We start from the raw sequence: 12,418 nt of genomic DNA, 5'->3' as shown, positions 1-12,418 counted from the left end.
ATTCCCAAGATCCGGATGCGCTACCAAGCTGCGCTATTCACCGAACTTTTTTGTGTTTCTTCGAAATATTCTCAGAGGGTCACCCTCTGGTCCGCTATTCCCAAGAGCCGGATACGCCACAAAACTGCGCTATTCACCGACAATCTCTGTTTACGCAGTGCGTCTCAGAGGTCGCTATAATACTCATCCTTGTACGAGACTCAAGTATTTTATCATGATTTTTACTCGTTACGGACCGTTCGCTCAAAGGATCACCAATCCGAGGCAAATTGCGACCTTGAACACAGTTGAATTGTCACGTGACACTAACACGCTGTTCACTTGATCTGGATCATCGATGAATCGTTCACCCATTGGCAACCTAGTCTTAACTTTCACAGACATAGGAATCACAAAAATGGACTTCTGGTTAGACCTACTTTTCGGAAACGCAATTGGCCTCTCCTCAATGATCGTCATTTTTGTTGCTATTGGCATGATCACGTTTATGGGTGGTTTCTTTGTTTACAAAGCGCTTCAAGAGCCTGAAACGCACTAATTTCATTGAAGCTGCTAACTGAAAAATTTGGTTGCTTACGCCAGAGTATACAAGGCGCTCTGGCCTTTTTTTTCTCATTACAAGAAAAGAAGTTTGCCGCAATTTTTCCCATTTCTGCATTTTCCGCGGCACGATCTACAAGACCTGCGCGCAAATTACAATTATACTCCAGCGATGCTTCACCAATCCGTAACGACTATGAACGGTAATAATGAGTCCGATATTTTTCGGGAAATGATGGCTGATGTAGCGCCGATTGATCACGATACGGTGGAAAGAACCAGCCATCCGCACAAACCCTCTGACGCACAGCTTGCTCGTCAACTTGCTGCGCAGCGACTCTCTGACGGCGATCCTCAGTACCTTTCTCTTGATTATGCCAAGATGCTTAAGCCGGAAGATACCGTTGGTTACAAGCGCGCAGGTGTACAAGATGGTGTGTTCAAAAAACTGCGTTTAGGCAAGTATGATATCCAAGCGCGACTGGATCTTCACAAGTTCACTTTGAAAGACGCGCGTGAAGAGATCCTCAAATTTCTGAAACAATGCCAACGTATGGACATTCGCACTGTCATCGTTGTACATGGAAAAGGTGAACGTTCAACACCACAGGCTCAAATGAAGAGTTATGTCTGTCAGTGGCTTGAACAGATCAGTGATGTGCAATGTTTCCACTCAGCACTACGCCATCAGGGCGGTGCAGGTGCAGTGTACGTTTTGATTAAAAAGAGCCAAGAAAAAAAGCTAGAAACGCGCGATCGCCACTTGAACCGCCGCAGTTAGCGTCCGTCATCACTGATAACAAATGACACGAATAACGTAAAAAGGAGCGAATACATCGCTCCTTTTTTGTTGCTTGATACGCAGCCAAATCGACTGACACGATTGCTAGCCTATAGGGTCACAATCACACGAGCAGCTAACCCGAGCAGCACTAACCCGCATAGCTTATCAATCAATACCGCATTTTGTTTTAGCGTTTCTAACATACGGCTGGATGACAGAGCCAGTGCGACGAGCGTATACCAAAGCCCATCAATCAAGAACGGCGTGATCACAATGACAGATCGGCTAAAGGTATCCGTACCAATGGCGACAAACTGGCTGAACAACGCTAAAAAGAACAACGCCAGTTTTGGATTAAGCACCGAAATCATTGCGCCATCTCGTGCCGCTTCCAATAACGTCGTTTTCTCGCCTTTTTCAAGTTTCGCCGCAACGCCACCTTTTGCACGCAGCGACTTAATCCCTAGCCAAGCAAGGTAAGCAGCACCTGCATAGGTAATAAACGTAAATACCATCGGCGATTCTTTTAAAATCACAGCCAACCCAAGCAAGGTTAATAGCGCATAAAAGCCAACACCCAATGCATGCGCCCATGCTGCGACAATGCCGTGTAATCGACCACCCGCAAGACTGTGACGAACCATAACAACTAAGCTAGGTCCCGGTGACATTGCGCCTAACAGACATACCAATACCAAACTTAGCCATACAGACAGGCTCACTTCACACTCCTCTTCATGCCCATTAGGCTATTTAAGCGAACAATTTGCTCATTGGTGAGTTCAAGCATACAGCTAAGGTAGCCTTGCCCACTGCCTGAACCAGATGCATAACTGGCCTCGACCATTTTACATTGCTCTTCACGCCACACATTGAAACCAGCGACCGCTTTACCTTCTGCTGCAACAGCGTTAGAAGACGATGACATTTGATCCAGCTTAATAAAGTGAGCGTTGAGTGCCGCCACCGTTTTTTCCAGTTTAGCCTGCGCCATCTGCCAGTGGTTATCGAGACAGGCAGTCACTTCAACATGGGTTTCAAACGCTTTGTAACACGTCAAAAGTGCTGATTCTGGTTTCTCCGCCGCGGCAGAAAAAGGTAAGCACACTAGCATGAATGCGGGTAACCCTTTGTGCATCATTTGCTCTCCTTTCCAATTGAAGCCATCTTCCCTTGGGTTAACACCACTAAATCCGCTGGTGATAGCTCGATCTCTAGTCCACGACGACCCGCACTGACATAAATCGTCTTAAAGTGTGCAGCGCTGGCATCAAGCAGTGTCGGCAAACGCTTTTTCTGACCCAGTGGACTGATCCCTCCCACGACATAGCCCGTTGTTTTTTCTGCGATGTCGGGGTTCGCCATTTCCGCCGTTTTGGCACCCGCCGCCTTGGCAGTCGCTTTTAAATCCAATTGCCCCACAACGGGAACAATTGCCACGCCGAGCTTTTTAGGGTCGCCATTCATGGCAAACAGCAGGGTCTTGAACACACGCGTAGGATCTTGCCCAAGCACAGATGCCGCTTCTAGGCCGAAATGAGTGTTGTTAGGGTCATGCTCATAGCTATGCACGTGGAATGCGATGCCTGACTTCTCTGCGAGGGTAATGGCCGGTGTCATAATAATTTCTCTCGAGCGTGGCGAAGGCCAGTTAACATGTTACAGCCAATGACCTTACTAATACTGTTGCGATAATGACATAAAAAAAGGCACTGTCACCAGTGCCTTTTTAGCCAGAGCGTGATAGTGCAAGCGTTTACTTGCACTTCAATTCACAAGTCTTTACTTGTAAACGATATCGCCAGTTGGCTCATACTTGTTCACATCAATTGGCGAGTTTTTCTCTAAGAAGTCTTTAAGCACTTCCGCATCTACAAAACCCGTGTTGACGTTGCCAGGATGATCGGCAATTTTTGGATAGCCATCACCGCCTGCTGCGTTATAGCTTGGCACGGTGAAACGGTACGTTTTGTTTAGATCCAGTGGCTCACCACCAATCACAACGTCACTCACGCCTTCTGGAGAAACACTCATCGCAATACCATAAAATTGCGCATAGGCACCAGAATCAACGGATTTTGTCGCAACCACATTCAGATAGTCCAATACTTCAGCACCGCTCATGTCGGTGTAAGTCAGCATATTTCCAAACGGCTGAACGGTCAGGACGTCTTTGTAAGTCACGTCACCGCCTTCGATAGAATCACGCACGCCGCCTGAGTTCATCACGGCAAAATCTGCTTTCGCACGTTCTTGGTGTGCAGCGGCAATCATACGGCCCAGATTAGTTTGCTGGAAACGCACCACGTTGCGATCACCTTCCAGTTTTCCGTTGGTTTCCGCGATCTTGATGTTTAGCTGATCTTGGCCTTTGTCTTGGTAAGGTTTAAGGAAGTCATAAATCTCTTTGTCTTTAGGAATCTCGCTCTCGATAAAGACTCGCTTCTTCTCGCCGTTAACCTTTATTTTTTTCTTCAGGTTTACGGGGATCAGGTCGTAAGACACTAAGTTCAATTCGCCGTTGCGGAATTCAAAGTCTGCCTTACCAACGTACTTACCCCATTCGTGCGCTTGAACAATCCAAGTGCCATTTTGGTTGTCTGGCTTACACTCATCACCCGGTTTGAACGACTTGCTGTATACGTTTGGACCTTCCATGCACACTGGCTCTTGTGAGTGACCACCCACAATCATATCCAGCGAACCACCGTCAAGATAACGCGCAAGCGCCACGTCACCCGGCGCGTTCACGCCACGATTACCATCTTCATAGTGACCCATGTGTGTGGTCGCAATGATGATGTCAGGCTTTTCGGTTTTCTCTAGCTCAGCAATCAGCTTTTTCGCTTCTTCTTTTGGATCACGAAAATCTAGCTCGCCAATGTATTCTGGGTTACCGATTTTTGCTGTGTCTTCGGTAGTCAAACCGATAACCGCAATGCGTAGGCCATTCTTTTCGAAAATTTCGTAGGCCTGATATTTACGTTCACCCGTCGCTTTGTCGTAAATATTCGCTGACAGCATTGGGAAGTCAGCCCACTGCATTTGCTTTTCTAGCACGTCGAGCGTGTTATCAAATTCGTGGTTGCCCAGAGCCATCGCGTCATAACCAATCATGGTCATACCCTTGAAATCTGGTTCTGCGTCAAGTAAATCAGACTCTGGAACACCTGTATTTATGTCACCGCCAGACAGCAACAGCACCGAGGCACCCTGCGCTTCAGCTTCCGTGCGTAAGTGGTCGATAAGCGTCTTACGTGCTGCCATACCGTACTCGCCATGGCGATTATGCCAAAAGCGACCATGGTTATCATTGGTATGAAGAATAGTGACGTTATAGGTGGTATCTGGTTGCCAACCTTGCACAACTTCCGTTGTTTCAGTGGTGGTTGAACAGCCAGCCAATGAGGCCAGCAATGCAGCGCTAATGGCTACTTTCAGAGAAAGGCGATCCTTCATGGGTGTACCTATATTTGTTGAGAACTTTAAAGCTAGCGTATGTCTAGCTTCTAGATTGATTAACGAAGATTTTCGTCATTTTCACGAAACAGTCTAAATATATCCGTTAATCATCACATTGTTCTTTCAACAAACTGCCGCCCAGATCACTGAAAAACACCCTGTAGGTAGACATCTAATGCCCGCTACAGGGTGTTTGTGATGGTTATTTCGCCGCGAGTTGTCGCTTTGAGCGCGCGATGGCAAAACCTGCAGATATCGCCAAAAGGAAACAGTAATAAGACTGTCCAACCACGGAAAGTGGCGACAATTCAAAAATAGACCCCAATAGCAATGCTTGAGCGCCATAAGGCAACATGCCTTGGATGACACAGGAGAATATATCCAACAAACTTGCACTGCGTTTTGGTGCCACATCATGTTGCGTTGACAACTCTTTCGCCACACCACCAGCCACAATGATCGCCACCGTGTTATTGGCAGTGCAGAAATTCGTCAAGCTAACAAGAAGCGCGATACCCGCTTCACTCGCACGCGGTGAGCCCTTTTCAGCCGACTTGTCAGCACGTGACAAGATAAGTTTGCTTAGTTTCTCAGTGACAAAAGCAAGCCCGCCCTGCTGACGCATCAACTCAGCCAGACCTCCGATAAGCAAAGACAACAGGAAGATCTCCTGCATGTTGCCAAAGCCCGCGTAAACATCCTGACTGAATGTCATCACGCTGTAGCCATCGGTTTGCGCCAAGCCCACAACTCCTGCGAATACAATGCCGATAGTCAGCACCACAAACACATTAATGCCGTATACCGCCAAGGCCAGAATAGTTAAATAAGGCAACACGGCTAACCAATCAATCTCACCTGCCACTGGGGCTTGCGTGACTTCATTGGCAAAGAAGAAAATCAACAATGTCACCAACGCTGCAGGGACCGCGATTTTTACGTTCTCTCGAAATTTGTCTTTCATGTGACACCCTTGCGAACGCGTTGCCGCAATGGTGGTGTCTGAAATGATCGAAAGATTGTCACCAAACATCGCGCCGCTCAATACCACACCTGCCATCAACGCGGCATCTATACCCGTGCTATCGGCTATTCCCAGCGCAACAGGCGCAACGGCGGCGATGGTGCCCATGGACGTCCCCATTGATGTCGCAATGAAGGCAGAAATGAGGAATAAGCCTGGCAGAATGAAACTAGAAGGGAGTATCGCCAAGCCTAAATTAACGGTCGCATCCACCCCGCCCGTCGCTTTTGCGACCGCAGAGAATGCACCGGCCAACAGATAAATCAGACACATTGCCGTTATGTCACGGTGCGACACACCTTCAATAAACTGGCCAATCGCTGTGTTCAATTTATCTTTGCTCATCAACACCGCCAGCATGATGGCAGGCAATACCGCTATCGGTGCTGGGAGCTGATAAAACGCGAATTCAATATTCTGAGTGGAGAAATATACGCCCGTACCAATGAACAGGCACAAGAAAACCCCAAAGGGCAGCAGCGCGAGCGCTGAAGGTGTAATGTCGGATTGCTTCTGTGTCATGTCATGTTGCATATATTTTGTGAAGTTGGACGCAGAGTAAAAGGAAACGTCCATCACGTCAATAAATAGACGTCTAAACGTCCGCATATATTTGTCTTCATTGCCCACACTTCTTGGTTTGAAACAAGCTCACACTATGATGTCTTTTTGCTAAAGCATTCACTATCAGTGCCGATACCACACGTCATACCAATAACAATATTGACAATAACAACATAGCGATTGGCCCCTTTGGCGCCTTTCCTTTGAATTCTCGAGTAAGCTGCAAGGAACGTAAGATGACACTCACACTCAAACAAAAACTCATAGGCACTTGCCTTGTTGCCGTGATGGCAATGGCAACTGTTCTCTCATTACTGGCAGCCAATCAACTGTCTACGCAAACTCAACAGAGCCTAGAGTATCGCGTGAAAAGTATGTCTGAAGTCGCTAAAGTGGGATTCACTGATTGGTTAGAGGCGCACTCGGTGGCGATGTCTGGCTTCATTCAAACCATGCCCCACAATGATGAAATCAACGCCCTGGAAATGCTGCAATTATCAGGCAAGTTTGCGATGACGTTTTATGCGCAAACCGATGGCACACTTGTATTGGCGAACGGCGCAAGCGTAGACATCGACCCTCGTCAGCGTCCTTGGTACCTTGAAGCAATCAAAGAAGGCAAGACTATTTGTACCGACCCATACCGTGATGCGCTAACAGGCGAAACCATGGTTACTGTTGCCACACCCGTGTATCAAAATGGTCAGCTGACCGGCGTTGTCGGCGGAGATATCAGTCTTCGCAAAGTCGTCAGTGATTTGTCTCAGTTTAATTTTGGTGAAAATGCATTCGGCATGCTGTTTAGTGACAGTGGCACGCTAATCGCACATAGAGATCCAGCCCTAAATAGCAGGCCTGTCACCCAATACAATCCCGCGCTAAACCTTTCTGTTGTTCGTCAAGCCACGCAGAACAGCGAATTGGTACAAACCACGCTCAATGGCAGCAACAAAGCCTACTTCTTTACTGAATTACCACTAGCCCAATGGTTTATCGGTATTGAGTTGGATATGGAAACGGAACTGGCGGAACATCACAGTGCTGTGACCACTCTGATTTTAACCAGTCTTGCCGTGACACTGGTGGTTTTAGTGCTATCAGTGTGGCTGGTGAATGTACTGTTTCGCGATCTGAACCGTGTGGCTACTGCAATGGCAGAAATTGCCAGTGGTGATGCGGATTTAACACAGCGTCTCACCCCTCACAGCAATGATGAAGTGGGTCAACTTGCCCATAACTTCAATACCTTTGTTACCAATATGCACACGATGGTCTCGCATCTAAAAGATGTAGGTGAGTCACTGTCAGTGCAAGCGAATAACGCAGCCGACCAAGCAGGTATTCGCAGCGCACGTATTCGTGGTCAGCAAGATGAAATCAGCATGGTTGCCACCGCCATTAATCAAATGGCAGCAGCGACACAAGAAATCGCAGGCAGCGCAGAAAATACCGCACAACTGTCAAAAGAGGCTGTTGGGTCTTCTGAATCAGGCGCATCCCAGGTTATGCAGAGTCAACAATCTATCGGCAATCTGTCCGTAGAGGTGGAGTCAGCAACCTCGGTTATTGCGGAGCTGCAATCGCACACCCAAAGCATCAACTCTATCTTGTCGACCATTCAGGACATAGCAGAGCAAACTAACCTATTGGCGTTGAATGCGGCCATTGAAGCGGCCCGCGCAGGTGAGCAAGGTCGTGGCTTTGCGGTAGTTGCAGATGAAGTTCGTGTGCTCAGTCAGCGCACACATGATTCAACCCGCGAAATTCAGTCCACCATTGAAACACTGCAAAGCACCACCCATTCTGCAGTTAAAATCATGGAAGGCAGCCGCCACCTTGCGACCACCAGCGTTGAAGATGCGAATAGCGCCACCGACAGCTTGTCACAAATCACGACCACGGTTTCCACCATCAGTGACATGGCCACACAAATTGCTTCCGCTGCAGAAGAGCAATCTCTGGTAACAGCAGAAATAACACGCAATACAGAAGCTGTGCGCAGTGCGTCAGATGAATTGGCACAAGAAGCCAACGACGCATCCCAACAAGCAAGTGAGCTTTCCCAATTGTCCAAACAACTGAATGCTGAAATTTCTCGCTTCCACTTGTAGTAAAAATTGATGCCAACGCATCAAGGTAATGACGACAACAAAACGTAAAAAAGCCGGCGTAAGCCGGCTTTTATTTTGTATCAGTTTGCCTGATAAGCTAACGCAATAAACGCCTTAGCGAATATCTAATTCATCAAAGCTTTTCACCAGATCGTCCAGTGCTTTCATTTGCTTTAAGAATGGCTCTAGCTTATCCAGTGGCAAGGCAGAAGGTCCGTCACAACGCGCGTTGTCTGGATCTGGGTGTGCTTCAATAAACAGACCCGCAATCTTGGTGCCTAAACCTGCACGCGCCAAATCCACAGTTTGTGAACGACGACCACCCGATGCTGCACCCAACGGGTCACGGCATTGCAGTGAATGCGTCACATCAAAGATGATTGGGCTGCCATTGCTGGCTTTTTTCATTACGTCAAAGCCCAGCATATCAACAACCAAGTTGTCATAGCCCATGCATGAGCCACGCTCACACAGAATAATTTTTTCGTTTCCGCACTCAGCAAACTTGTCGACGATGTTGCCAACCTGACCTGGGCTCATGAACTGAGGTTTTTTCACGTTGATAACAGCATTGGTTTTCGCAAACGCTTCCACCAGGTCGGTTTGACGTGCAAGGAATGCCGGTAGTTGAATCACATCAACCACTTCAGAAACTGGCTGTGCTTGCCAAATTTCATGAACGTCGGTGATCACTTTCACGCCGAACGTTTCTTTCAGCTCTTGAAAGATTTTCATGCCTTCATCGAGGCCTGGACCACGATAAGAATGCACTGATGAGCGGTTAGCTTTGTCGAAAGACGCTTTAAAAACGTATGGAATACCCAGTTTTTGCGTCACTTCCGCGTAATGCTCACAAATCTGCATCGCAAGATCGCGAGACTCCAACACATTCATTCCGGCAAAAAGAACAAATGGCTTGTCGTTAGCAACGTTAATATCGCCAATCTGAACTGTTTTTTGTGCTGTCATGCTACATTCCTGATTAATGGAAAATAGGGGCTTCTGCAGTCAACACTTTGACCTGCAGTTTCAAAAGCTCAGCGGCCGGATCATTGGGACACTGAGCAATAAAGTATTCGTAGTCTTCTGCCGCAACCCAGTCACATTTTAGCTGCTGGAAGATATAGCCACGGTCTCGAATTTCATAAGGATCATCAGGGCTAAAGGACAATGCTAGCTCACTGCAGCGTAACGCCATGGCGTAATTTTCTTCACGAAGCAATGCGCTTTTAATCACTGCCAACCAACGGCCAATCAAGGTCGGGTTATCCGTTCCTTCAAGGTGTTCGGGTTGTAGCTGTGCCATTGAGCCTTCTTTGCCCACTAGCCAACCGCGCAACACACGTGGTGATAAAAACTCGCCATCAAACGGGTTAATATACTGCGCTTCGCGATGATGCCAATCCACTTTCAAGATTAGCTGAGTGGGAAAACCAACAGGTTCTAGCGGTAAATCCAAGCGATCAGCAAAGAAAAGGAAAATGGCGCCCAGACTTACCGGGATACCTTTGCGACGCTTCAATACTTTTTCGACAAAGGCATTGTCGGATGAAAAGTATTGTTCGAAGTCTCCTTTGAATCCCCATTCTTTGTAGAATAGGCGGATTAAGCCTTCCAGCCGAAGCTCATCATTGGTTTCTCCCGCCAAAAGATGTTCAGCATCCTTGGCAAGCACTTCTAGCTCCGCACGCACCCAATGCATGGATGTGGCGGGATCAACGGCGGCATTGAGTGCTAATGCACCCTCGACCATCGTTAGCGCATCTAATTCCTGATCAGTAAACTCGATCATATTTACCCCAACAACTGCGGTGTTTTGGTGATCGCTAAGTTAGCGGCCGCAAATACCCAACCTAAAGCACCAAAAAAGGCAAAGAGTCTAAACAGTGTGCCCTGGCTGTAATGCAGAGCCACGTATCCCAGCGCGATATAAGCCAGTACACAGGTCAATTTCTCTGTCATCCAAACGGCGCTTGGCGTGAAGGGAATAAAGCCAGTGATGGCGATCAGCGCGATCCCCGTTGCTAACAATCCAGTATCAATAATGTGTGGAACGACTTTAACCCACTTTTTCTCCAACATTTTGCTGCCCATCATAAGCCACGCAAAACGAAGGATAAAAAGGCTTACACTCAAGGCGATAAACAAAAAGTGGGAGTGCTTCAATGCAGCGTACATAATCCGTAATTCTCTATTTCGTTATTGATAGTCGTATCTATCGGCAACTTTACTTGTCGGCAGATATTTGAGGTAATGGGTATTAGCGCGTCGAACGACCTAGCGTAACACGATCATGTCCTGCATAGTCTTGCTGGGTTTCAACATCGTAAAATCCAGCCTCTGTAAACAGTGCCCTGACGGCATCACCTTGATCGAAGCCATGTTCAATCAATAGCCAGCCATCGCGACTGAGATACTGAGGGCTTTGCTGACAAATGTGGCGAATATCCGCCAACCCATGTTCATCTGCAATTAATGCCGTTTTCGGTTCAAAGCGCACATCACCTTGAGCAAGGTGCGGGTCTTCGGGGTCGATATACGGGGGGTTACTGACAATCATGGTAAAGGTTTGTGCAGGAATTTTATCAAACCAGCTACTTTGAACAAATTGGGCATTGGTAATGTGGTTTTCGCGTTGATTGCGTTGAGCCAGTGCCACTGCTTCAGGCCGCAAATCCACACCCGTGACTTGGATGTCACGACGCTCACTGGCCATAGACAGCGCAATAGCACCCGTTCCTGTGCCAAGATCTAACACATTCCCTTCACCCGTAGGTAAACGCGCCAACGCCAATTCAACCAATCGTTCGGTATCAGGACGTGGGATCAATGTGCTGGGTTCGACACTCAGTCGCAACGACCAAAAATCACGATAGCCAATAATGTACGCAACAGGCTCGCCCAATTTTCGACGTTCAATCAGCGCATCAAAATCTTTGCTTTCTTGCTCAGACAAGACTTTGTCCGACCAGGTGTACAAGTAGCTGCTCGGTTTATCAAGCACATGACAAAGCAACACCGAGGCATCAATCCTCGGTGACGGGCTTTGGTGATCGGCTAACAAAAGTGCTGCATCACGCAGCGCATGTTCGATAACGGTTGGCATTAGTGCTGTTCAGCCAGCGCCGCCAGTTGATCTGCTTGGAACTCAAGAGCGATTGGCTCAATCAAGCAATTCATATTGCCTTCCATCACTTCATCCAAGCGGTATACCGTCAGGGTGATACGGTGATCAGACACACGGCTCTGCGGGTAGTTATAGGTACGGATACGATCCGAACGATCACCAGAACCCAACAGGTTACGTCGTGTGCTTGCCTGCTCTGCCGCCAGCTTCTCTTCTTGCGCTTTAATCAAACGCGCGGCCAGCACAGACATCGCTTTGGCTTTGTTTTTGTGCTGTGAACGTTCGTCCTGACATTCGACCACGGTGCCCGTTGGCAAGTGAGTAATACGAATAGCAGAATCGGTGGTGTTGACGTGCTGACCACCCGCGCCCGATGAACGGAAGGTGTCAATTTTCAAATCAGATGGATTAATATCTGGAACTTCCGCTTCTGGAACCTCAGGCAAAATCGCGACGGTACATGCAGAAGTATGAACACGACCTTGCGATTCTGTTGCTGGCACACGCTGGACTCGGTGACCACCTGATTCAAACTTCATCACACCGTAAGCACCATCACCTGAGATCTTGGCAACCATTTCTTTGTAACCGCCCTGCTCAGAGCTATTGGCGTTAATGACTTCAACACGCCAGCCTTTTGATTCTGCAAAACGGCTGTACATGCGGAACAAGTCACCTGCAAATATACCCGCTTCATCACCGCCTGCACCGGCGCGAATTTCAAGAAAACAGTTGCGGTCATCGTTCGGGTCTTTTGGCAGCAGCAGAACTTGAAGTTCTTCTTCTAGGCGTTCGATTTCCACTTT

At 47.9% G+C, this 12,418-nt stretch carries 13 protein-coding genes; 3 read left to right on the top strand and 10 right to left on the bottom strand.

Annotated features, from left to right (window positions below):
- Positions 1 to 397: 397 nt before the first annotated feature.
- Together A1OO_RS04065 and smrA are read left to right on the top strand one after the other, a co-directional pair.
- The gene (locus tag A1OO_RS04065) at positions 398 to 538 is read left to right on the top strand and encodes a DUF3149 domain-containing protein (RefSeq protein WP_016960630.1); all 141 of its coding nucleotides are present in this window, start codon (positions 398 to 400) and stop codon (positions 536 to 538) included.
- A gap of 198 nt (positions 539 to 736) precedes the next feature.
- Positions 737 to 1,321: a DNA endonuclease SmrA gene (smrA, locus tag A1OO_RS04060; RefSeq protein WP_083248031.1), complete on the top strand. Its 585-nt coding sequence runs from the start codon at positions 737 to 739 to the stop codon at positions 1,319 to 1,321.
- Positions 1,322 to 1,431: 110 nt separating this feature from the next.
- Here the strand turns inward: smrA and A1OO_RS04055 are convergent, their stop codons facing one another.
- The 5 genes from A1OO_RS04055 to A1OO_RS04035 all read right to left on the bottom strand — a co-directional run bounded on the left by A1OO_RS04055 (position 1,432) and on the right by A1OO_RS04035 (position 6,332).
- Positions 1,432 to 2,046 carry a LysE family translocator gene (locus A1OO_RS04055; protein WP_016960628.1) on the bottom strand — a complete coding sequence of 205 codons (615 nt, stop codon included), beginning with the start codon at positions 2,044 to 2,046 and terminating at the stop codon, positions 1,432 to 1,434.
- Positions 2,043 to 2,465, bottom strand: a complete 423-nt coding sequence (locus A1OO_RS04050; RefSeq protein ID WP_016960627.1) for a lysozyme inhibitor LprI family protein — start codon at positions 2,463 to 2,465, stop codon at positions 2,043 to 2,045. The genes A1OO_RS04055 and A1OO_RS04050 overlap by 4 nt, the downstream gene beginning before the upstream one ends.
- Positions 2,462 to 2,944: a Cys-tRNA(Pro) deacylase gene (gene ybaK / locus A1OO_RS04045; RefSeq protein ID WP_017004706.1), complete on the bottom strand. Its 483-nt coding sequence runs from the start codon at positions 2,942 to 2,944 to the stop codon at positions 2,462 to 2,464. The genes A1OO_RS04050 and ybaK overlap by 4 nt, the downstream gene beginning before the upstream one ends.
- 162 nt (positions 2,945 to 3,106) lie before the next feature.
- The gene (ushA, locus tag A1OO_RS04040; protein ID WP_016960625.1) at positions 3,107 to 4,783 is read right to left on the bottom strand and encodes a bifunctional UDP-sugar hydrolase/5'-nucleotidase UshA; all 1,677 of its coding nucleotides are present in this window, start codon (positions 4,781 to 4,783) and stop codon (positions 3,107 to 3,109) included.
- 205 nt (positions 4,784 to 4,988) lie between these two features.
- Positions 4,989 to 6,332 carry a Na+/H+ antiporter NhaC family protein gene (locus tag A1OO_RS04035; RefSeq protein ID WP_026024035.1) on the bottom strand — a complete coding sequence of 448 codons (1,344 nt, stop codon included), beginning with the start codon at positions 6,330 to 6,332 and terminating at the stop codon, positions 4,989 to 4,991.
- A 278-nt stretch (positions 6,333 to 6,610) separates the two neighbouring features.
- On the opposite strand from A1OO_RS04035, the gene A1OO_RS04030 reads away from it, so the two are divergent.
- The gene (locus A1OO_RS04030; protein WP_017004705.1) at positions 6,611 to 8,485 is read left to right on the top strand and encodes a methyl-accepting chemotaxis protein; all 1,875 of its coding nucleotides are present in this window, start codon (positions 6,611 to 6,613) and stop codon (positions 8,483 to 8,485) included.
- 114 nt (positions 8,486 to 8,599) lie between these two features.
- Here A1OO_RS04030 and kdsA read toward each other — a convergent pair whose 3' ends face one another.
- From kdsA to prfA, 5 genes are all read right to left on the bottom strand, one after another.
- Entirely contained in the window at positions 8,600 to 9,454 is an 855-nt protein-coding gene (gene kdsA, locus A1OO_RS04025; protein WP_016960622.1) for a 3-deoxy-8-phosphooctulonate synthase, read from the bottom strand.
- Between the two features lie 13 nt (positions 9,455 to 9,467).
- Positions 9,468 to 10,277 carry a SirB1 family protein gene (locus A1OO_RS04020; RefSeq protein WP_016960621.1) on the bottom strand — a complete coding sequence of 270 codons (810 nt, stop codon included), beginning with the start codon at positions 10,275 to 10,277 and terminating at the stop codon, positions 9,468 to 9,470.
- 2 nt (positions 10,278 to 10,279) lie between these two features.
- Positions 10,280 to 10,663: a SirB2 family protein gene (locus A1OO_RS04015; RefSeq protein ID WP_016960620.1), complete on the bottom strand. Its 384-nt coding sequence runs from the start codon at positions 10,661 to 10,663 to the stop codon at positions 10,280 to 10,282.
- An 82-nt stretch (positions 10,664 to 10,745) separates the two neighbouring features.
- Positions 10,746 to 11,591 (bottom strand): peptide chain release factor N(5)-glutamine methyltransferase, encoded by an 846-nt coding sequence (gene prmC, locus A1OO_RS04010; protein ID WP_017004704.1) that lies wholly within the window; start codon positions 11,589 to 11,591, stop codon positions 10,746 to 10,748.
- A partial coding sequence (prfA, locus tag A1OO_RS04005; protein WP_017004703.1) for a peptide chain release factor 1 occupies positions 11,591 to 12,418 on the bottom strand: 828 nt, incomplete at its 5' end. The genes prmC and prfA, both read right to left, overlap by 1 nt.

The sequence above is a fragment of the Enterovibrio norvegicus FF-33 genome (assembly GCF_000286835.2).
GTDB lineage: Bacteria > Pseudomonadota > Gammaproteobacteria > Enterobacterales > Vibrionaceae > Enterovibrio > Enterovibrio norvegicus_A.
Note: the sequence above shows the minus strand (reverse complement) of the source record. Positions and strands in the feature narration are given on the sequence as shown.

Coding starts and splice junctions, on each gene's coding strand:
- ybaK (WP_017004706.1), bottom strand. CDS start 2,944: ATGACACCGGCCATTACCCTCGCAGAGAAGTCAGGCATCGCATTCCAC.
- A1OO_RS04065 (WP_016960630.1), top strand. CDS start 398: ATGGACTTCTGGTTAGACCTACTTTTCGGAAACGCAATTGGCCTCTCC.
- A1OO_RS04030 (WP_017004705.1), top strand. CDS start 6,611: ATGACACTCACACTCAAACAAAAACTCATAGGCACTTGCCTTGTTGCC.
- A1OO_RS04015 (WP_016960620.1), bottom strand. CDS start 10,663: ATGTACGCTGCATTGAAGCACTCCCACTTTTTGTTTATCGCCTTGAGT.
- A1OO_RS04050 (WP_016960627.1), bottom strand. CDS start 2,465: ATGATGCACAAAGGGTTACCCGCATTCATGCTAGTGTGCTTACCTTTT.
- ushA (WP_016960625.1), bottom strand. CDS start 4,783: ATGAAGGATCGCCTTTCTCTGAAAGTAGCCATTAGCGCTGCATTGCTG.
- prmC (WP_017004704.1), bottom strand. CDS start 11,591: ATGCCAACCGTTATCGAACATGCGCTGCGTGATGCAGCACTTTTGTTA.
- kdsA (WP_016960622.1), bottom strand. CDS start 9,454: ATGACAGCACAAAAAACAGTTCAGATTGGCGATATTAACGTTGCTAAC.
- A1OO_RS04020 (WP_016960621.1), bottom strand. CDS start 10,277: ATGATCGAGTTTACTGATCAGGAATTAGATGCGCTAACGATGGTCGAG.
- smrA (WP_083248031.1), top strand. CDS start 737: ATGAACGGTAATAATGAGTCCGATATTTTTCGGGAAATGATGGCTGAT.
- A1OO_RS04035 (WP_026024035.1), bottom strand. CDS start 6,332: ATGACACAGAAGCAATCCGACATTACACCTTCAGCGCTCGCGCTGCTG.